At 71.8% G+C, this 20,173-nt stretch carries 19 protein-coding genes; 14 read left to right on the forward strand and 5 right to left on the reverse strand.

Annotation, left to right across the window (positions count from 1 at the left end; all coding sequences use genetic code 11):
• Positions 1 to 32: 32 nt before the first annotated feature.
• The 8 genes from ACLBX9_RS28970 (at position 33) to ACLBX9_RS29005 (ending at position 9,872) form a co-directional block, all read left to right on the forward strand.
• Positions 33 to 2,921 (forward strand): phosphoenolpyruvate carboxylase, encoded by a 2,889-nt coding sequence (locus ACLBX9_RS28970; RefSeq protein WP_447721330.1) that lies wholly within the window; start codon positions 33 to 35, stop codon positions 2,919 to 2,921.
• A 121-nt stretch (positions 2,922 to 3,042) separates the two neighbouring features.
• Positions 3,043 to 5,400: an ATP-dependent helicase gene (locus ACLBX9_RS28975; protein ID WP_447721331.1), complete on the forward strand. Its 2,358-nt coding sequence runs from the start codon at positions 3,043 to 3,045 to the stop codon at positions 5,398 to 5,400.
• 419 nt (positions 5,401 to 5,819) lie between these two features.
• Complete coding sequence (locus ACLBX9_RS28980) at positions 5,820 to 6,536, forward strand: PhoH family protein (RefSeq protein ID WP_010684291.1); 717 nt, start codon at positions 5,820 to 5,822, stop codon at positions 6,534 to 6,536.
• A 133-nt stretch (positions 6,537 to 6,669) separates the two neighbouring features.
• Positions 6,670 to 6,915 (forward strand): hypothetical protein, encoded by a 246-nt coding sequence (locus tag ACLBX9_RS28985; RefSeq protein WP_010684290.1) that lies wholly within the window; start codon positions 6,670 to 6,672, stop codon positions 6,913 to 6,915.
• Between the two features lie 139 nt (positions 6,916 to 7,054).
• Positions 7,055 to 7,339, forward strand: a complete 285-nt coding sequence (locus tag ACLBX9_RS28990; RefSeq protein WP_010684289.1) for an accessory factor UbiK family protein — start codon at positions 7,055 to 7,057, stop codon at positions 7,337 to 7,339.
• Positions 7,340 to 7,629: 290 nt separating this feature from the next.
• Positions 7,630 to 8,139: a YbjN domain-containing protein gene (locus ACLBX9_RS28995; protein WP_447721332.1), complete on the forward strand. Its 510-nt coding sequence runs from the start codon at positions 7,630 to 7,632 to the stop codon at positions 8,137 to 8,139.
• 38 nt (positions 8,140 to 8,177) lie between these two features.
• The gene (proC, locus tag ACLBX9_RS29000; protein WP_010684287.1) at positions 8,178 to 8,966 is read left to right on the forward strand and encodes a pyrroline-5-carboxylate reductase; all 789 of its coding nucleotides are present in this window, start codon (positions 8,178 to 8,180) and stop codon (positions 8,964 to 8,966) included.
• A 102-nt stretch (positions 8,967 to 9,068) separates the two neighbouring features.
• Positions 9,069 to 9,872 (forward strand): TetR/AcrR family transcriptional regulator, encoded by an 804-nt coding sequence (locus ACLBX9_RS29005; RefSeq protein ID WP_447721333.1) that lies wholly within the window; start codon positions 9,069 to 9,071, stop codon positions 9,870 to 9,872.
• A 297-nt stretch (positions 9,873 to 10,169) separates the two neighbouring features.
• On the opposite strand, the gene ACLBX9_RS29010 is transcribed toward ACLBX9_RS29005, so the two are convergent.
• Positions 10,170 to 10,604 carry a histidine kinase gene (locus ACLBX9_RS29010; protein ID WP_447721334.1) on the reverse strand — a complete coding sequence of 145 codons (435 nt, stop codon included), beginning with the start codon at positions 10,602 to 10,604 and terminating at the stop codon, positions 10,170 to 10,172.
• A gap of 265 nt (positions 10,605 to 10,869) precedes the next feature.
• Here ACLBX9_RS29010 and argJ point away from each other — a divergent pair, with 265 nt between their 5' ends.
• The 3 genes from argJ to ACLBX9_RS29025 are packed head-to-tail and all read left to right on the forward strand — an operon-like array spanning position 10,870 to position 13,249.
• Positions 10,870 to 12,120 (forward strand): bifunctional glutamate N-acetyltransferase/amino-acid acetyltransferase ArgJ, encoded by a 1,251-nt coding sequence (argJ, locus tag ACLBX9_RS29015; protein ID WP_447721335.1) that lies wholly within the window; start codon positions 10,870 to 10,872, stop codon positions 12,118 to 12,120.
• The gene (locus tag ACLBX9_RS29020) at positions 12,117 to 12,824 is read left to right on the forward strand and encodes an SIMPL domain-containing protein (protein WP_447721336.1); all 708 of its coding nucleotides are present in this window, start codon (positions 12,117 to 12,119) and stop codon (positions 12,822 to 12,824) included. Before argJ ends, ACLBX9_RS29020 begins: the two co-directional genes overlap by 4 nt.
• Positions 12,821 to 13,249 (forward strand): (deoxy)nucleoside triphosphate pyrophosphohydrolase, encoded by a 429-nt coding sequence (locus tag ACLBX9_RS29025; protein WP_039893346.1) that lies wholly within the window; start codon positions 12,821 to 12,823, stop codon positions 13,247 to 13,249. Before ACLBX9_RS29020 ends, ACLBX9_RS29025 begins: the two co-directional genes overlap by 4 nt.
• A gap of 218 nt (positions 13,250 to 13,467) precedes the next feature.
• On the opposite strand, the gene ACLBX9_RS29030 is transcribed toward ACLBX9_RS29025, so the two are convergent.
• The 4 genes from ACLBX9_RS29030 to ACLBX9_RS29045 all read right to left on the reverse strand — a co-directional run bounded on the left by ACLBX9_RS29030 (position 13,468) and on the right by ACLBX9_RS29045 (position 16,715).
• Positions 13,468 to 14,445, reverse strand: coding sequence for a Gfo/Idh/MocA family protein (locus ACLBX9_RS29030; protein ID WP_447721337.1), 978 nt, complete (start codon positions 14,443 to 14,445; stop codon positions 13,468 to 13,470).
• A gap of 172 nt (positions 14,446 to 14,617) precedes the next feature.
• On the reverse strand, positions 14,618 to 15,049 hold the full coding sequence (locus ACLBX9_RS29035) for a DoxX family protein (protein ID WP_447721338.1): 432 nt from the start codon (positions 15,047 to 15,049) through the stop codon (positions 14,618 to 14,620).
• A 37-nt stretch (positions 15,050 to 15,086) separates the two neighbouring features.
• A complete protein-coding gene (locus ACLBX9_RS29040; RefSeq protein ID WP_447721339.1) occupies positions 15,087 to 15,719 on the reverse strand; it encodes an alpha/beta hydrolase in 633 nt (210 codons plus the stop codon).
• Between the two features lie 60 nt (positions 15,720 to 15,779).
• Complete coding sequence (locus ACLBX9_RS29045) at positions 15,780 to 16,715, reverse strand: ring-cleaving dioxygenase (RefSeq protein ID WP_447721340.1); 936 nt, start codon at positions 16,713 to 16,715, stop codon at positions 15,780 to 15,782.
• 123 nt (positions 16,716 to 16,838) lie between these two features.
• Between ACLBX9_RS29045 and ACLBX9_RS29050 the strand changes: the two genes are divergently transcribed.
• The 3 genes from ACLBX9_RS29050 (at position 16,839) to ACLBX9_RS29060 (ending at position 20,170) form a co-directional block, all read left to right on the forward strand.
• The gene (locus tag ACLBX9_RS29050) at positions 16,839 to 17,795 is read left to right on the forward strand and encodes a LysR family transcriptional regulator (RefSeq protein ID WP_447721341.1); all 957 of its coding nucleotides are present in this window, start codon (positions 16,839 to 16,841) and stop codon (positions 17,793 to 17,795) included.
• A gap of 279 nt (positions 17,796 to 18,074) precedes the next feature.
• The gene (locus ACLBX9_RS29055) at positions 18,075 to 18,770 is read left to right on the forward strand and encodes a GntR family transcriptional regulator (RefSeq protein ID WP_447721342.1); all 696 of its coding nucleotides are present in this window, start codon (positions 18,075 to 18,077) and stop codon (positions 18,768 to 18,770) included.
• 197 nt (positions 18,771 to 18,967) lie between these two features.
• On the forward strand, positions 18,968 to 20,170 hold the full coding sequence (locus ACLBX9_RS29060; protein ID WP_447721343.1) for a pyridoxal phosphate-dependent aminotransferase: 1,203 nt from the start codon (positions 18,968 to 18,970) through the stop codon (positions 20,168 to 20,170).
• Positions 20,171 to 20,173: the final 3 nt, after the last annotated feature.

Below are 20,173 nucleotides of genomic sequence, written 5' to 3' on the forward strand. Positions count from 1 at the left end.
AGATGCGGGCGGACCGGAGGCGGGATCGATCGATGCAGCACCAGCCGAGTCGCGAGCCCGAAGAGCTGGAGGGCCACCTCCTCGGGTTGATCGAGGGGGCACGGGATCAGGCCCGGGAGGATCCGTTCCGCAACCCCGTGCTGGCCGTGACGCTGGCCATCACGCGGCGGTTCGACCGGGACGAGATCTCGCTTAGCGACCTCGAAGGCCTGTTCGTCCGGCTGCGCGCCGCTGCCCTGTCCGCGCGGGCGGCGCGGCTGCGGGCCTATGTCGGGCTGGAAGCGGGGCCGGCGGCGTCGCAGGATCCGCAGGCCGCGATCCCGGCGCGCCTCGTGGCCGCCGTGCCCGAACGGCCCGACGCCGTCGCGGACTTCGCGCGCTTCATCCACCGCACCGCCTTCGCGGTGGTCTTCACGGCCCACCCGACCTTCGGCATGCCGCGGGCCGTGGCGGGCCTCCTCGCCGAGGCCGCGAGCCTCCCCGATGAGGCCGCCCGCGCCGAGCTGATCGCCCGCGCCGCCAAGCTCTCCACACGGCCGGACGTGCCGATCACCCTGGACGTGGAGTTCGAGCAGGCCTGCGCGGCGGCCAATAACGGGCGGCTCGCCCTCGACGCCTTCAACGGCGCCCTCCTGGACGCGGCCCGCGCCCGCTGGCCCGACCGGTGGACCGAGCTGACGCCCCGCCCCTTCGCCATCGCCAGCTGGGTCGGCTGCGACACCGACGGGCGCACCGACATCGGCTGGTGGGACACCCTGCGCTACCGGCTGATCTCGAAGCGCATGCAGTTCGACCGGGTGATGCGCGAGTTGCCCGAGATCGCCGCCTGCCGCGAGGTCCGCGGGCTCGCCGAGGGCGCGCTGGCCGCGGTGAACCGCCAGCTCGCCGTCGCGCCGCGCCTCGGCGACCAGCCCTCGCTCGAATCGGTCCACCGGTTCGCCCTGGCGCTGATCATCGAACGCGACCGCGCGCAGACCGACGCCAGCATCCTCGTGGCGGGGCTGACCCGGGCCCTGGAGGCGGCGGAGGATCCGGCCGACCAGCGGCGGATCGCCATCCTGCGGTCGGGCGTCGCCACGCACGGCCTGTCGAACGCCCTGCCGCATTTCCGGCTGAACGCCAGCCAGATCCACAACGCGGTCCGCCGGGTCATCGACCTCGAGGGTGAGCCCACCGACGCGGCGCGGCGCCGCTCGCACCTCGCCACGATCCACGCGCTCCTGAACGACGTCCGCCCGGTGGCGGTGGATTTCGGCGCGCTCGCCGCCGAGCGCGCCTCGGCTGCCCGGCTGATGATGACGATCGCCCAGATCCTCAAGCACGTGGACGGCACCCACCCGGTGCGCTTCCTCATCGCCGAGACCGAGACCGGCTACACGCTGCTCGCCGCCCTCTGGCTGGCGCGCCACTACGGGATCAGTGACAAGCTGGAGATCACACCGCTGTTCGAGACGGCGAGCGCCCTGGAGCAGGGCATCCGGGTGCTCGACGACGCTCTGCGCAACCCGCACTGGCGCCAATATCTGAAGCGCATCGGCCGGCTGACCGTGCAGTTCGGCTATTCCGATTCGGGCCGCTATGTCGGCCAACTCGCCGCCACCTTCTGGATCGAGCGGCTGCGCCTGCGCATCACCGAGATGCTGGTCCAGAACGGCCTCGCCGACATCGAGCTCGCGATCTTCGACACGCACGGCGAATCGATCGGCCGCGGCGCCCATCCGACCAGCTTGCGCGACCGCCTCGCCTACCTCGCGCCCGAGGATGCGCGCGACCGCGCCCGCAAGGCCGGCATCAAGGTGCGGCTCGAATCGAGCTTCCAGGGCACCGACGGCTACCTGCTCTACGGCACCGAGGCGCTGGCCCGCGCCAGCGTCGACCGGATCGCCGAGCACGTCTACGCCCTGGACGTGGCCGAGGACGACAGCTTCTCGGACTACGCCCTCAACGACGGCCCGCGGGAGGCGGATCCCGCGGACGATCCGATCTACTCCGAGCCGGACTTCGCCCTCGAGTTCTTCACCGCGGCCCGCCAGGACATGGAGGCGCTGGTCGACGATTCGGGCTACGCCGCCCTGCTCGGCACCTTCGGCCCGAGCCTGATCGACCGCACGGGCTCCCGCCCCGTGGCGCGCCAGAGCGACAATGGCGGGCCGGCCCGCATCACCCATCCGCGTCAGATTCGGGCGATCCCCAACAACGCGATCCTGCACCAGCTCGGCTTCCTGGCGAATTCCCTCCACGGGATCGGCCGCGCCGCCCAGCGCGGCCCCGACCTGTTCCGCGACATGCGCCGCGACTCGGTGCGCTTCTCCCGGGCCTTCCGGCTGGTCCAGCACGCGGCCTCCGTGGGCGACCTCGACGTGCTGCGCGCCTACATCGACACCCTCGACCCGGCCGTGTGGCTGGAGCGGGCGCGGCGGACGCAGAAGGATTTCCGCCGGGACGAGCTGGTGGTGATCGCGGGCGCCCTGGAGCGGCTCGACCTCGCCTCCGCGCTCCGGAGCCTGTTCGGCCGGCTGACCCGCGACTGGCTCGCCCTGACGGCCGCCGCCCCCGACCTGCCGGGCATGTCGGCGCGGCTGACGCTGCTGCACGCGCTCCGCCTCGCCCTGATCCATCGGATCTGGTTCCTGGCGGTGCACATCCCGGGCTTCCGGCCGCAGGCGGGCATCTCCCGCGAGCAGCTGCTGGAGCGGTTCCTGCGCCTCGATATCGACGGCTGCCTGAAGCTCCTCGACGAGATCTTCCCGGTCACCCCCGACCCGACGCTGGGCCTCAACTTCGGCGAGCCGGCGGGCCCGCGGGATGTCGGCACCTACGCGGCCGAGCACGCCAACCTGTTCGAGCCGATCCGCCGGATGTTCGAGCAGGTGCGCGAGATCTCCGGGATGATCCAGCACGAGGTCGGCGCGTTCGGGTAGCGCGCCGGGGCGGCCAGCGTTTCGGGATCGCCCCCCGCGAGACCGGCCGCACGCACACGCTCCGGTGGCATCCGCCGCGAACGGCCTCGACGCCGTTCGCGATTTGGTCCAGGGATGCGGGATGCAGAACCGCCCGCACGCGCTGCCCGCCGGGGACGGCGCCCCGTCCTCCTCCATCGCCGCCCGCGCCATGGGCGCGCTCCGCCGCGACGCCGCCGGCTACCTCGAAGGGCTCAACCCCGAGCAGCGCCGCGCGGTCGAGACCACGGAGGGCCCGGTTCTGGTGCTGGCCGGGGCCGGCACCGGCAAGACCCGGGTGCTGACCACCCGCATCGCCCACCTGATCGCCACCAACCGGGCGCGGCCCTTCGACATCCTGGCGGTGACCTTCACCAACAAGGCCGCCCGGGAGATGAAGCACCGGATCGGCAGCCTGATCGGCCCCGCCGGCGAGGGCATGCCCTGGCTCGGCACCTTCCACGCCATCGGCACCAAGATCCTGCGCCGCCACGCCGAGCTGGTCGGGCTGAAGTCCGACTTCACCATCCTCGGCACCGACGACCAGCTCCGGCTGATGAAGCAGGTCATCCTCGACCAGAACGTCGACGAGAAGCGCTGGCCGGCCCGGGCCCTGTCGCACGCCATCGACGGCTGGAAGAACCGCGGCCTCGGCCCCGAGCAGGTGCCTCCCGGCGAGGCGTCGTCCTTCGCCTTCGGCAAGGGCGGCACCCTCTACACCGCCTACCAAGCCCGGCTCGCGACGCTCAACGCCGTCGATTTCGGCGATCTCCTGCTGCTCTGCCTCAAGCTCTGGCGGGAGAACCCCGACGTCCTGGCCAACTACCAGGACCGGTTCCGCTACATCCTGGTGGACGAGTACCAGGACACCAACGTCGCCCAGTACCTCTGGCTGAGACTGCTGGCGCAAAATCGCAAGAACATCGCCTGCGTGGGCGACGACGACCAGTCGATCTACGGCTGGCGCGGCGCCGAGGTCGACAACATCCTGCGCTTCGAGCACGACTTCCCCGGCGCCGTGGTGGTGCGGCTGGAGCGCAACTATCGCTCCACCGGCCACATCCTGGCCGCCGCCTCCGGGCTGATCGCCCGGAACGAGAGCCGGCTCGGCAAGACCCTGCGCACCGACGACGAGCCGGGCGAGCGCGTCACCGTGACGGGCGCGTGGGATTCCGAGGAGGAGGCGCGGCTGCTCGCCGAGTCGATCGAGTCGCTCCAGTCCAAGAAGCACCCCCTGTCGGAGATCGCCGTGCTGGTGCGGATCTCCGCGCAGATGCGCGAGATCGAGGATCGCTTCGTCCAGCTCGGCCTTCCCTACCGGGTGATCGGCGGCCCGCGCTTCTACGAGCGGGCCGAGATCCGCGACGCGCTGGCGTATCTGCGCGCCACCGTGAACGTCAGCGACGACCTCGCCTTCGAGCGGATCGTGAACACGCCGAAGCGCGGGCTGGGCGACGCCACCCTGCAGCAGCTTCACGGCTACGGTCGCGCCAACCGGGTGCCCCTGCGGATCGCCGCCCAGCGCCTGTGCGAGACCGACGAGCTGAAGCCCCGGGTCCGCTCCACCCTGCGGGCGCTGACCGAGAGCTTTTCCCGCTGGGCGCGGCTGGTGGAATCCCAGCCGCACAGCGAGGTCGCGCAGATCATCCTCGAAGAGTCCGGCTACACCGAGATGTGGCAGAAGGACCGCTCCGCCGACGCCGCAGGCCGGCTGGAGAACCTGAAGGAATTCGTCCGCTCCATGGAGGAATTCCCCGACATGGCGGCCTTCCTGGAGCACGTCTCCCTGGTGATGGAGGCCTCGGAGACCGAGGGGGCCGAGCGGGTCTCCCTGATGACCCTCCACGCCGCCAAGGGGCTCGAGTTCGACACCGTGTTCCTGCCCGGCTGGGAGGACGGCCTGTTCCCCAGCCAGCGGGCGCTCGACGAGAGCGGCCGGGCCGGCCTTGAGGAGGAGCGGCGCTTGGCCCATGTCGGGCTCACCCGGGCGCGCAAGCGGGCGAAGCTCTCCTTCGCGGTGAACCGGCGCATCCACGGCCTCTGGTCCTCGACCATCCCGTCCCGGTTCATCGACGAATTGCCGGAATCGGCCGTGGACGTGGTTGAGGCGCCCGCCCATTTCTCCGCCGGTGCCTCGCGGTTCGACCGCAACCCCACGCCGTTCGGGTCGAGCTACGGCACGCCGGGCTGGCAGCGGGCGCAGGCCAACACCGCGCAGGCGGGCACCCGTGGCGGCTTTGGGTCGGCGCCCGGCGGCCGGTCCGGCGGCCCCCGCCAGATCGAGGGCGAGCTGATCGCAAAATCCTCGGGCGCGCCGTCCGCGTTCCAGGGCGGTCAGCGGGTCTTCCACACCAAGTTCGGGCCCGGAACCGTCGCGGCCGTCGACGGCAACAAGCTGACCGTTGACTTCGACAAGGCCGGTCGGAAGATGGTCCTCGACAGCTTCGTCCAGGCCGGATGAGGCCCGTCCCGCCGACCAAGCCCGGACGTCTCAGGGCGGCAGGGTCGGCCGGCTTCGCCCCTGCGGGCGGGGAGGATGGTGACCGTGCCGGATGCCGCGTTACCGCGACCTCCCCGTCCCGAACCTGATGCATCCGCGCCAGCGACGCGGCTTTTTCGAAGCCTCTCCACCAACCGTCACCCCCTAGTCACACCCGGCGCGCAATCGTCGGGCGCGAATCGCGCTGGTGCGCCAGTTGCATCGCGTATTCGGCCGCGCACGGAACGTCGTGACGCTCTCCACAGGCGGACGAGCGCGGGACGGAACCTTCGGCCCGGGGCCGGTATTGAGTTCCGCAAACGAGTAGAGCCGGGAGCAAGCAGGTAAACGGCAGTTCAGCGACAGATCCAGGTTGGCTAGTCCCGTTGGAGTGTACATCCATGAAGAGACGCCGCGCACGACTTGAACTTGTTGAAGACCGCACGTCCCGCATTCACCGCACACGCTTCGACGAAGAACGCAATCTCGCTCCCATCCAGCCGCTCACCGAACGCCAAGCCGAGTATCTCGACGCCCTGGCCCGCTCGCCCCAGGTGATCGTCCTGGGCCCCGCCGGCACCGGCAAGACCTTCATCGCCGGGACCCGCGCCGCCGACCAGCTCCGCCAGCGCCGCATCGCCAAGGTCGTCATCACCCGCCCGAACGTGCCCTCGGGCCGCTCGCTCGGCTACTTCCCCGGCACCCTCGAGGAGAAGATCGCCCCGTGGGTCGCCCCGCTCACCGAGGCCATGAAGGAGCGCATGGGCGCCGCCGCCTTCGAGATCGCCCTCAAGACCGGCGACATCGAGATCGTCCCGTTCGAGGTGATGCGCGGCCGCACCTTCAAGAACTGCCTCGTGATCCTCGACGAGGCGCAGAACACCACCGTCAACGAGATCAAGATGTTCCTGACCCGCATCGGCGACGATTGCCAGGTCATCATCAACGGCGACGTCTCGCAGACCGACCTGCGCGAGACATCGGGGCTGCGCACCGTCATGCATCTGATCAAGAGCCGGATGATGCCGATCCCGGTGGTGGAGTTCACCCGCAACGACATCGTCCGCTCGGGCATCTGCGCCGAATGGGTGAAGGCGTTTGAGGAAACGAATCTCTGATCCGGCAGTTGTTGGCGGCGGGCCCTCGCCGGCCCGCCGTGCCGCCTCTTGGCACGAGACGACTCTCCGCACCTCCCATCCGGGAGGATGAACCGGGCTTCATACCCGGCCATCAGAGAATTGGAGTCTCCTCGTGAGGAAACTGACCTTCGCCTTCGCCGTCCTGGCCTCCCTCGGCGGTGCCGCCCTCGTCCAGCCGGCCTCCGCGGCTCCGGCCATGCCGGGTGCCGTCGCCGCTCCCGACGCGGTGACCCAGGTCCGGATGACCCCAATGGAGCACCGGATGATGCACCGTCGCATGGAGCGGCGCATGATGCACCGCCGGATGGAGCGCCGCATGATGCGGCACCGGATGCACCGCCGCATGCACCGCATGTGATCTTCGGCAGCGGACGGGGCCGACCGGCCCCGTTTCGCCGCCTCGGGCGTTGCTCGCGCCCGGGAAGATTCCTATCTCGTCGCCTCGAATCGTGCAGCCAGGCGGCCGTCGCGGCAGCCGGCCGATCCGGGAGACCAGGATGCCCCCCTCCAACCGACTGTTCGACGATCTCGCCCGGCTGATGACGGACGCCGCCGGCGCCGCCCAGGGCGTCCGGCGCGAGGCCGAGACCGTGGTCAAGGCGCAGCTTGAGCGCGTCGTCCGCGATCTCGACATCGCCTCGCGGGAAGAACTCGACGTGCTGCGCGACCTCGTGACCAATCTGCAGGCCCAGAACGAGGCTTTGTCGGCGCGCGTGGCCGCGCTGGAGGCGAAGTCCGGCAGCGCCGGCGCGGGCGCCGCGGGCCTGAGCGAGGTGGTCTGAGTCCGCTCGGCAACGCCGACGGCTTTTACACAGGAAGCGGCGTCGACGATCCGGTTTCCTGTTCACTGAACGGGGCCAGCACTTTGTGTCGCGAGTCACGGCCGGTCTATAGTCAGGCATAGGGTGATTCGAGGGCCGCGGGGCGATGTCTTCGGAGCTTTGACAGTCGATCGCATCACCACCGGCGCCGATCTGCCGGCCGTTCAAGTTCTCGGAGTGTTCTCACGCTCCGGATTCGTGTCACCGTCACGTCAGGCTTGGCATCGCCCGGGCCGTCCTTTTGGATCGTCATGCCGCTTCTCAACGTCGACTTCCACGATCCGGACCGGAACGAGCATCCACTGGACGTCGTCGAACGTCTTGCGTCCCTGCGCGACTGGATTTTCGATCGGGCCGAGACCGACGAGATGTCGGTTACGAGCCCCGGCCGATGGACCGACTACAATGTGGCCTTCACCTGGATCGAAGACGTGGAGGCCCTCCACGTCGCCTGCGCGTTCGACCTCAAGGTGCCGGAGCGGCAGCGGACCGAGGTGATGCGTCTGGTCGCGCTGATCAATGAGCAGCTCTGGGTCGGTCATTTCGATCTCTGGTCGACCGACAGCGTGGTGATGTTCCGCCACGCGCTGCTGCTGACCGGCGGGGCGGTCCCGACTCACCCGCAATGCGCGACCATGATGAAGACCGCGGTCGACACCTGCGAGCGCTACTTCCAGGCGTTTCAATTCGTGCTCTGGGCGGGCAAGAGCGCCCGCGAGTCGCTCGACGCCGTGCTGTTCGAGACAGAAGGCGAGGCGTGACGGCGTCGCCGACCGGGACCGGCATGCCCGCCTCCCTGATGCTGGCCGGGGCCGGCAAGATGGGCGGCGCCATGCTGGCCGGCTGGCTGGACGCGGGGCTGAATCCGCGCCGCGCGACCATCATCGATCCCGTTCCCACCCGCGAAATCGCGGACCTGTGCGCGGGCCGGGGCGTCGCACTGAACCCGCCGGATCCCGAGCCCGCAGCCGTGCTGGTCCTGGGGATCAAGCCGCAGGGCCTCGACGGGGCCGCACCCGCCCTCGACCGGCTCATCGGCCGCGACACGCTCCTCGTCTCGATCCTGGCCGGCAAGACCGTCGCCGACCTGCGCGGGCGGCTCCCCCGGGCCCGGGCCGTCGTCCGGGCGATGCCGAACCTGCCGGCCAGCATCGGCCGGGGCGCCACCGGCGCCTACGCCAATCCCGAGGTTGCGCCCGGGCAGCGGACCGCTGCCGAGGCGCTGCTCGCCGCCAACGGGACCGTGGCTTGGCTCGCCGACGAGACGCAGATCGATGCTGTGACGGCGGTGTCCGGCTCCGGTCCAGCCTATGTGTTTCTCCTCGCGGAAGCGCTGGCCGAAGCGGGCGTCGCCGCGGGGCTCGCACCGGACGTGGCGCGCGACCTCGCCCGGGCGACCGTGGTGGGTGCCGGCGCGCTACTCGCGGCGAGCCCGGCCGAGGCCGCGGAGCTACGCCGCAACGTCACCTCGCCGGGCGGGACCACGGCGGCGGCCCTCGACGTCCTAATGCGCCCCGACGGCCTCGGGGCGTTGATGCGGGAGGCGGTGGCGGCGGCCCAGCGCCGGGCGGGCGAACTCTCCGGCTGAGCGGAGCTTGCGCCGTGCGGCAAGGTCGCGCGATGACCCTGCCCTTCGGCGGCGCCCTGCCTACATGAGGCCCGACGACCGACAGGAGCGGGCGACAGACCGATGACCGAGAGCAAAGCCCCGTCGAAGCGCACCCGGAAGGGTGCGACCGCCCAGGCGGCCGCCTCCCTCGAGGCCGTGAAGGACAGCGCGGCGCGGGACAGCGTCGGCCAGAGCGAGAGCCCACCGAAGCTTCCGCCCCGGGAGGCCGCCGTCGAGGCCCTGATGCGGCTCGCCGCCGAGCAGCCCTGGAACGACATCGAGGTCAGCGACATCGCCCGCGAGGCCGGACTGACCCTCGCCGAGCTGCGGGACCTGTTCCCGTCGAAGGGCGCCGTGCTCGGCGGACTGACCCGGATCATCGACCGCAAGGTCCTGGAGGGCGACCTCGCGGGCCTCGAAGAGGAGCCGACCCGCGAGCGCCTGTTCGACGTGCTGATGCGCCGCCTCGACGCCATGGAGCCCTACAAGCCGGCCCTGCGCCGGATCGCCTATGCGCTCCGCGGCGAGCCGCTCGCGATGCTGGCGCTGAATGGCGTGATGCTGAACTCGCATCGCTACATGCTGGCGGCGGCCGGGATCGACACCGAGGGTCCTCTCGGTCAGTTCAAGCTCCAGGGCGTGGTGATCGCCTTCGCCCGCGTCACACAGGTCTGGCTCGACGACGACGACCCGGCCCTGGCCCGGACCATGGCGCGGCTGGACAAGGAGATCCGCAGCGGCGAGCGCATCATGGAGCGGGCCGAGGATGTCCGGCGGCTCACGGCCCCTCTGCGGGCCCTCGGGCGCTCGTTCCTGGACCGTCGCCCGCGCGCGCGCCGCGACCGCGATGACGGCGACGAGACGGATCCCGCCGCGGCGATCTAGCGTCGCTGACGGGACATCCGGCATCTGGCGGGCGAGGGCATCGCCCGCCTCGCGCAGGCTTCGCCTTGCCGTCAGCAGTGGCGTGCCATTGAGCTCCAGACGCTCGAGCGCGGACGTCATGGCCGTGGCGTTCTCGACAATCCCCGGTGGAGCGCGCGCCCGGAGAGAGCCTCGATCCTCTGACGTGCCTCTTCCCGGGCGGTGAGGTGCTCGGCGTTGACGTCCATCCGACGCCACATGATTCGTGAGCGGCGGCTCGGGTGCAGCCCGATTGCGCAGCGCCGCGAACCGCCCGGTTCAGGCGGCGCGATTGGCCAGGGCTTCGCGCATCAGGCTCGCCATCATCCCGTTCTGGAACTGATCGTGCGGGACGAGGAGCGCGTCCGGGATCCGGGCCGACACCTTCGGCTCCGGCGCGTCGGCCGGGTCGCCGGCGACGACGATGCGCAGGCCCGGTCGCAGGGTGCGCGCCTCGACCGCCAGTTGCGCGCAGCACAGGCCGCCCTGCAGGGCCGCGTCCACCACCATCACGTCCACGGGCAGGCCGAGGGCCAGGACGCCCATGGCGTCGACGCCGCGGTCGCAGGCGGTGACCTGATAGCCCAGCATCCGCACCTGCGCCGACACCGCGTCGCGCCAGCGCTTGTGCCGGCCGACCACCAGAACCTGGATCCGATAGCAGCTGCCCTGGGGCAAGCTGCCGGGGTCAGTCTCGACGTCGGCTGGGGGCATTCCGCACTCGACTTCGGGCTGGCGTTGCGATGCAGCATGCTAGTCTGGGATACAATCCGCACGCAAGCCCGTACCAAGCCTGCACGAGGTTTAACCGGTGCGCCGGACCGGCCCGCGCGGCTGCACGGCGCGGATGCCGCACGGACCGGGATCGTCGGCTTGGCTCGCGGTTGACGCCGCGGGGGGTGCGCGGGCAACACCGGCCCGCCGCGGGGACTCAAGGACCGCGGCGACTCAGAGCCGCGCAGTGCCGGAGCCCGAGCCGATGTCGTCCGCGAAATCCCCGCCCGTCTCTCCCCTGGCGCCGGCCACGACGCCAGACCTGCCGCCCGTGCCGGGGGTGCGCCTCGCCACCGCCCAGGCCGGGATCCGCTACAGCGGCCGCACCGACGTGCTCTACGTCGCCCTGGAGGACGGCACGCAGGCGGCGGGCGTGTTCACGCGCTCGAAATGTCCGTCCGCCCCGGTGGACTGGTGCCGGGAGGCGCTCGGCCACGGGAGCGCGCGGGCGCTCGTGGTCAATTCCGGCAACGCCAATGCCTTCACGGGCCGGGTCGGCCGCGAGGCGGTGGCGCGCACCGTCGCGATCGCCGCGGACGCCGCGTCCTGCGATCCGCGCGCGGTCTACGTCGCCTCCACCGGCGTGATCGGCGAGCCGCTCCCGGCGGAGCGGTTCGAGGGCGTGCTGGCGGATTGCGCGGCCCGCGCCGAGGCCGGACCGGCGGCCTGGGCCGCGGCGGCCCGCGCCATCATGACCACCGACACCTTCCCCAAGCTCGCGACCCGGACCGCCGAGATCGACGGCGTGCGCGTGACCGTCAACGGCATCGCCAAGGGCGCCGGCATGATCGCCCCCGACATGGCGACGATGCTGTCCTTCGTCTTCACAGACGCCGCCCTGCCCCAGGGGGTTCTGCAGGCCCTGCTGTCGGCCGGCACCAAGACCAGCTTCAACTGCGTGACGGTGGACGGCGACACCTCCACCTCCGACACCCTGATGCTGTTCGCCACCGCCAAGGCGGGCAACGCGGCGGTGACCGATCCCGGCGATCCGCGCCTCTCCGGCTTCCGGGCGGCGCTCGACAGCCTGCTGATCGAGCTGGCGCAGCTCGTCGCCAAGGACGGCGAGGGCGCGCGCAAGTTCGTCACCGTGCGGGTCACGGGTGCCGAGAGCGACGCTTCCGCGCATCGCATCGCGATGTCGATCGCCAACTCGCCGCTGGTGAAGACCGCGGTGGCGGGCGAGGACGCCAACTGGGGCCGCGTGGTGATGGCGGTCGGCAAGGCCGGCGAGCCCGCCGACCGGGACCGGCTGGCGATCTGGTTCGGCGACGTGCGGGTGGCCGTCCAGGGGGCCCGCGACCCGGACTACAGCGAGGCGGCGGCGAGCGCCGTGATGCGCGAGCCCGAGATCGAAGTCCGGGTCGATCTCGGACTCGGCGACGGCAAGGCCCGTGTCTGGACCTGCGATCTGACCAAGGCCTACGTCGAGATCAACGGAGACTACCGCTCGTGAGGGCGGCCCTCGCCTGCGCCATCCTGGCGGCCATGGCCGCGCGGGCGCAGGCCGACGATTCGGCCTGCAAGCGGCAGATCAGCGTCGTCGGGCGGGCGGCGGAAACCCGGGCGCCGGACTTCGCCGAGGTGACGGTCGGGATCGAGGCGCGCGGCGCGACCGCGGCGGCCGCCCTCGACGCGGCCTCGAAGGCGGTGGCCGGCCTCTCGGCGCAGGCGCGCGCCCTCGGCGTGCCGCCGGCCGATATCGGCACGGCCGCCGTGTCGCTGCAGGCGGCGACCCGCTCGGTGACCCGCCCCGGCGGGGCGGTGACCGAGGAGCCCGACGGCTACCGCGCGGGCAACATGGTGAGCGTCCGCCTCGGCGACATGGATCGCCTCGGCGACCTGCTCCGGCAGGCCCTCGAATCGGGCGCGAACCGGATCGACGGCGTGAGCTTCGGTCTGCGCGACCCGGACAAGGCCGAATTGGCCCTGCAGCTCGCGGCGGCACGGGACGCGCGGGTGCGGGCCGAGGCCCTCGCCGACGCGGTCGGCGCCAAGCTCGGTCCGCTCTGCACGCTGAGCACCGGGGGCGCGGCGCCGATGCCGGTGATGTCCCGCGCGCTCGCGGCGCCCATGCCGAAGGGCCGGCGCGTCCCGATCGAGGCCGGGACGCTCCAGCTGTCCTCCGAGGTCTCGGCCAGCTTCGCGGTGATGCCGTGAGCGCGCCCGGACAGCCGGCCCTCCGCCTGCTCCTGGTGGTCGCGGTGGCCCTCGTCGATGCTGACGGCCGCGTGCTCGTCAGCGAGCGCCCGGCGGGGAAGCAGCTCGCCGGGCTGTGGGAGTTTCCCGGCGGCAAGGTCGAGCCCGGCGAGCGTCCGGAGGGGACCCTGATCCGGGAACTGGCGGAGGAGCTCGGGATCCGCGTCGAGGAGCCCTGTCTCGCGCCGCTGACCTTCGCGAGCCACGCCTACCCGGATTTCCACCTGCTGATGCCCCTCTACGTCTGCCGGCGCTGGACGGGGACGCCGCGGTCCATGGAGGGTCAGGCGCTGAAATGGGTCCGGCCGAGGGCCCTGCGCGACTTGGCGATGCCCCCCGCCGACGCGCCGCTGATCCCGTTCCTGATCGACCTCCTGGAGGTCTGATCCGATTTCCGTTTGGACGCTTCGGCTGACGCGTCTCCTCCGTCATCACGCGCGCAGCGAAGTGACCCAGGGCAGCGCGACCTCGCGTGTGCGGAGCGCCGCTGGATTGCTTCGCTCCGCTCGCAAGGACGGCGGATCCCGAGGCTTCAACCGGTTACGGCATTCCGCGCCGTCCGTTCGAAGGTTCGGCGTCGATGCAGGTCCGTCGCGGCCCGCGCTCACAGCGCGAGGATGCCCTCGACCGCGTCCTGGACATCGAGTGCCTCGGCGAAGGTGGCGAGGTGGTGGGGCTCGCCGCGCGCCATCCGGACGACGCCGTCGAGCTGCCGCCGCAGGGTGATCGGCCGCAGCCGCGCGTTGGGGATCGCGTCGGGCTCCCGCTCGAAGGAACCGTCCGCCTTCCGGCGCTCGGCGATGGCCCAGTCGCGCAGCCGCACGGCGCCCGCGTCGCCCTCCAGCGTCCAGGTGTTGTGGTCGTCGGCCTCGGTGCCGCCAACCTGGCCCTTCAGGGTCACGGGGATCCCGCCGGCCGCGAGCGTCACCGCGATGGCGCGCTCGGACCGGCCGGCTTCCGGAAAGGCGACGCGGCCCTCAAGGCCTTGCAGGGGCCCGAGGAGGCGGCGGGCCAGGAACAGGAAGTGCGAGACCACCTCGCGGGTGAAGCCGCCCTCGGCGCGCCCGTCGAGCCAGCGGGCCGCGTCGACCTGCCAGGGTCGCGGCCAGCGCGCGAAGGCCACCGTGATGGCGAGGTGCCGGGGCTGCCCGACGACGCCTTCCGCGATCCAGCGCTCAAGCGTCGCCACCCCAGGCGAGGAGGCGAAGGGGAAGTTCACCGCGCCGGCAGACCCGGCCGCCGCCACGAAGGCGCGGGCCTCGGATCGATCGATGGCGAGGGGCTTCTCGCAGAAGATGCTGCGTCCGGTTTCCAGGGCGGCGCGAGCATGGGCGAGGTGCGAGGCCGGCGGCGAGGCGACGTACACGCAGGCGCTTGCCGCCACGACGGCGGCGGCATCGGCGACGCGCGGCACGCCGGGGAAAGCCGCGCCGACGCGGGCCAGGGCCTCCGGGGCCGGATCCCAGATCGCCGCGACCCGGACGGGCGAGTCCGGCGCCTCGTGGATCGCGTTGAGCAGGCGCTCGCCCATGATCCCCGCGCCGATGATCCCGAGGGCGAGGCGTTCGTCGGTGGTCGGCATGCTGGGTCCCGCGGCTGACGGGCCGCGATCCGCGGTCCGCCGCAGGCTTTAGGGAGCCCGCGGCGGACAGGAAAGGGCGCGACCGCCCAGGGCGCGCGTCAGGGCGCACTGCGGCAGCGAACGGCCGGGCCTTTTCGGCACGCCGGCCCGCGCCGACGGGTCAAAGCCCTGGTCAGATCCGGCCCTGTCGGGAATCCAGGCTGAAGGGCCCGGCGCCGAAGGCGGCGGCCTGGAGGAGGCCGCCGGCCATGGCGAGGTTCTTCAGGAAGTGGAACATCTGGTTCTGGTCCCCCAATGCGGTGTGGAATGTCACCGCGGTGGCGACGGCGAAGGCGGCCAGGATCAGCGCGACCAGCCGGGTCCGGTAGCCGGCGATGAGCAGCAGGCCGCCGACGACCTCCACCAGCGTCGCCACCGCGTAGGCGAACGACGGCAGCGGCAGCCCGGCCGCCTCGATCGTGGCCAGCGTCGCGGCGGGCGCGGCGAGCTTGCCGGCCCCGCTCACGAGGAAGATCGCGCTCATCAGGATCCGGCCGGTCACCGCCGGCAGGCCGGAGAGCGATGGGCCGGCGGCGGTCGAGGTGCGGGAGATCGCGGAGGTCATGGGGTGATCCGTCCTGTCAGCGACTGGGTGGTGGATTTCACGCCGCGCGGGATAGCGCGGCGTTCCGGAGCCATGCCGACGCGAGGCTGACATCGGCCTGCGACAGGCCGTGTCCGGTGGGCAGGATCCTGTGTTCGACCGCCGCGCCGGCGGCGGTGAGCTGCGCCGCGAGCCGGCGGGCGTTCTCGGCCGGCACGATCGGGTCCATGGCCCCGGAGAGGATCAGGACCGGCCGGCCGCCGAGATCGGCCGCCGGCGGCTCGGCGAACGGCACCATCGGGCGGATCAGCACGGCGCCCGCCAGCACCCCCGGCCGCAGCATCAGCAGCGACGCGGCGATGTTGGCGCCGTTGGAGAAGCCGAGCGCCAGAGGCGCCCCGAGGCCGTAGCGGTCCCGGGCCTCGGCCACGAAGGCGGCGAGATCCCCGGTGCGGCGACGCAGGTCGGCCTCGTCGAAGACCCCCTCGGCCAGGCGCCGGAAGAAGCGGGGCATGCCGTTCTCGGTCACGGCCCCACGCGGCGCGAGGAGCGCGGCGTCCGGCGCGACCATCCGGCCGAGCGGCACGAGATCGTGCTCGTCGCCGCCGGTCCCGTGCAGGAGCAGCAGCGGCCGCGCGGCATCCGTGCCGGGCTCGAAGTGGTGGACGAAGCCGAGGGATTCCTGGGTCATGGCAACCTCCTGCGTGGGATCTTCACGCCCGCCCCGCTGCGCGCGGGGCGGGCTCAGGGGTCAGGCGACCTTCGGCAGCACGGCCTCGATCTCGGCCCGGTGCGGCTCGAGGCCGGCGGGCAGCTTCAACGCGCTGCCGAGGGCCTCCACCGGCTCGTCGACCGCGAAGCCGGGCGCGTCGGTGGCGATCTCGAACAGCACGCCGCCGGGCTCGCGGAAGTAGATCGACCTGAAGTACTGCCGGTCGCGCTGCTCGGTAACGTGGAGGCCGCGGGCGGCGAGGGCCTCGCCCATCGCGGCCTGCGCGGCGTCATCCGCCGCCCGGAACGCGATGTGGTGGACCGAGCCGGCTCCCGGCCGGCCGCGGAGGAAGCCGCCGACAGCCCGAACGGTGACGAGGCCCCCGATCGCGGCGCTACCGGCGAAGCGGATCAGGTTGCCCTCGCGGGCGACCTCGCCGAGACCGAGCACCTCCGTGAGGATCGCGGCCGTGGGCTCGGCCTTGTCCAAGAGGAGCGTCACCCCGTGCAGGCCGCGGATGGCGTGCTCGGCCGGGACTTCGCCCGAGGCCCAGCCCTCCGTCCCGGCGTCGTCCGCACCGGGATCCACGCCGACCAGGGCCAGCATCATGCCGTCCGGATCGCGGAAGCGCAGGGTCGGCTCGCCGAAGACCTGGACCAGCGGCTCGTGGGCGACGCCCTTCTCGATCAGGCGGTGGGTCCACCAGCCGATGGAGGCACGGGGCACCCGGAAGGCCGTCTCCTGCGTCTCGCCGATCCCGACGCGGCCGGGGGCCGCGTGCTCGATCGGGAAGAAGGTCAGGATCGTCCCGGGCCGTCCGGCGGCGTCGCCGTAATACAGGTGGTAGGTGCCCGGATCGTCGAAGTTGACGGTCTTCTTGACCAGCCGCAGCCCGAGGATCCGGGTGTGGAAGTCGAGGTTGCGCAGGGCCGGGCCGGAGAAGGCCGTGACGTGATGGAGACCGGTCTGAACCATGGCGATGTCTCTCAGGGTGCCGCCACGGGGGACCGCGGCGCGTTTGCGATGACCGCAATGTGCCCCTTGTCATCAGTCCCGAAAATAGAAACAAAGGAAATCCATCGTTTCCGGTTTTGACCGATGCGGCTACCTGATTTCGAGGCCTGGGCGGTGTTCGCCAAGGTGGTGGAGACCGGGTCGTTCGGACGGGCAGCCGCGGATCTCGGGCTGTCGAAGGGCACCGTCTCGAAGGCTTTGAGCCGGCTCGAGGTCCGGATTGGCGCCCGGCTGTTCAACCGCACCTCGCGCAAGCTCGCTCTCACCGAGGCGGGACAGGCCGCGAAGGCCGGCGCCGCGCGGATCCTCGCCGCGGGCGAGGCGGCCGAGGCGCTGGCGATGGCGGGCGCCGCCGAGCCGCGCGGGCTCGTGCGACTCGCCGCGCCGATGACCTTCGGCGTGATGCACGTGGCGCCGCTGCTGCCGGATTTCCTCGCACAGTACCCCTTTGTCTCGGTGGATCTGCACCTGTCCGACGCGGTGGTCGACCTCGTGGGCGGCGGCTTCGATATCGGGCTGCGCATCGCGGCGCTGCCCGACTCGTCCCTTCGGGCGCGGCGGCTCTGCGCGGTCCGCCGGTCCCTGGTGGCTACCCCGGCCTATCTCGACCGAGCCGGCCGCCCGAAGCATCCGGACGACCTCGCCCGCCATACCTGCCTCGGCTACGCCTACCTGCCGACCCCGGACCGCTGGCGGTTCCTCGACGAGGCCGGAACCGAGGTCGTGGTCCAGCCCGCGGGCCAGCTTCGGGCGAACAACGCCGAGGCCCTGGCGCCCGCGCTCCGGGCGGGCCTCGGCTTGGCGCTGCAACCCGACTTCATGATCTGGGACGATCTGGAGGCCGGCCGGCTGGAGCGGGTCCTGCCCGGCTGGTCGCCGCCCCCGATCGCGCTGCACCTGGTGACCCCGCCCGGCGATCCCCGCCCCGCGCGCGTGACGGCCCTCATCGCGTATCTCGGCCAGACGCTCGCCCATGCGCCGTGGGCCGGCCCGCAATCGCCTTCGGAGCGGCCGGCGATGCGTCCCGGGGGTCAAAGCTGATTCAGGTCAAGGCGCCGCGGCGGATTCCAGCAGAAGCTGCACGGTGGACCGTCGGGGATGCGCGGGCCGGGACTTTTTCAGCGTCGCACGCGTCTTGCAAAGAGAGCAGTCGATGGCGGCGAAGGGATGTGTGCCGGCCTGCAACCTGCCCGGGTTTGTCCGGCGATGAATCCGCCTATCGCAACCTGACGTTATAGAAAATGTATCCAAACCTGGATAATAAGACTTCCGCGCAGCTTCACGTTATGTATAGATGCATACGGCGAAGTTGAGGCCCCGATGTCCATAGCGGTCACCGCCCGACCGGAAACAGGTCGGCTGCGGCACAAGACGGTTTCTGCCGCCGTGGCGGAGTCGCTGCGCCAGAGGATCCTGAACGGGGAACTGCCGCCCGGCGTGCAGCTCCGTCAGGACGCGCTGGCCGACGAATTCGGGATCAGCCGGATCCCGGTCCGGGAAGCGCTGCTGCAACTCGAGGCCAGCAACCTCGTGCGGATCATGCCGCATCGCGGCGCGGTGGTCACGGGCGTGTCGCTGGAGGAGCTGGAGGACATCTTCCAGCTCCGGGCGCAGCTCGAACCGCAGCTGCTGCTTCTCTCGGCGCCGCGTCATACCCGCGATGACCTCATCGCGCTCCGCGCCATCGCGACCACGTACGGCGACGCGCTCAAGACGAACGAGACCTCCCGGTGGGGCGAGCTGAACCAGCGCTTCCACCTCGATCTGCTGCGGCACGCGCAGCGGCCGCGCTCATTGAGCATCCTCTCCGGACTTCTGCAGGATTGCGACCGTCCGACCCGCCTTCAGCTGTCGACCCTCGGCGACATGGCGCGAGCCGAGCGCGAGCACGGACGGATCCTGGATCTCTGCGAGGCGCGGAAGTTCGACGCGGCGGCGGAGGCCCTGCGCGCCCATGTCGAGCATGTCGGGACGTCCCTCATCACGATCTACCGGGACGCGATCGCCGCGGCGTGACCGCCGGTCCGGCCTGACCTGCTGAGAACGGCGGGGCCGGACACGCACCGGCGCTGGACGCGCGCGGGCGAACGCGTCAGGGTCGGGCGATCACCCAGACGCCGAGATCCTGCGGGCACGCGGCCCGCCATCGGCACGCCGCGACCTGCGATCGCCTCACGCGACGCGATCCGGCGCACGGAGAGCAACCACACACCATGGCCGATACCGTCGTTCCCGCCGTCCCCGTCGACCTCGCGACCGCCCTGTCGGCGCGGATCCGGGGCATCGGCACGAGCCAGATCGGCCTCGTGGCGGATCGCGGGCGGGATGATCCGGAGGTGGTGAAGCTCTGGATCGGCGAGGGCGATCTGCCAACCCCGCCCTTCATCGTCGAGGCGGCCCATCGGGCGATGCTCGCCGGACACACGCGCTACACCACCTCCCTCGGCCTCCCGGCCCTGCGCGAGGCGCTCGGCGCCTATCACGCGCGGCACTGGGGCGTGGAGATCCCGCCCGACCGGTTCGCCGTGACGGCGGGCGGGATGAACGCCATCATGCAGGCGGCCCAGGTGCTCCTCGAGCCGGGCGACGAGATCATCATCCCCTCCCCCGCCTGGCCGAACCTGCGCGAGGCGGTGCGCATCGCCGGCGGCGTGCCCGTCACGGTGCCGTACCGGACCCTGCCGGACGGGCGCTTCGCGCTCCCGCTGGCCGACATCGCGGCGGCGATCACGCCGCGCACCCGCGTGATCATGGTGAACTCGCCCTCGAACCCCACCGGCTGGACGATGCCGCCGGCCGAGATGACGGCCCTGCGCGACCTCGCCCGCGACCGCGGCCTCTGGATCCTGTCGGACGAGGTCTACGCGCACTTCACCTACGGCAACCGGATCGCCCCCTCCTTCCTGCAGATCTGCACGGAGGACGACCGGCTGATCGTCACCAACACCTTCTCGAAGAACTGGGCGATGACCGGCTGGCGCGCCGGCTGGGTGATCTATCCCCGCGGCCTCGCGCCGACCTTCGCGAAGCTCGGGCAGTACAGCACCACCTCGATCTCGACCTTCGTGCAGCATGCCTGCATCGCGGCCCTCGAGGAGGGCGACGGCTTCATCCGCACCATGGTCGACCGCTGCGCCGAGGCCCGAGGGATCCTGGTGGACGGGCTGTCGCGCCTGCCCGGCGTCACGGTCGCGCCGCCGGACGGGGCGTTCTACCTCATGGCCCGGATGGGCGGCGACGAGCCGAGCCTCGACTTCGCGCTCCGCCTCCTACGTGAGGCGAAGGTCGGGGTGGCACCGGGCACCGCCTTCGGGCCGGAGGGCGAGGGTCTGGTGCGGATCTGCTTCGCGATCAGCCCGGCGCTGGCGCGGGAGGCGGTGGAACGCCTGTCCGGCGTGCTGGGGAACCGGGGCTGAGAC

This window comes from Methylobacterium sp. A49B, assembly GCF_053346215.1.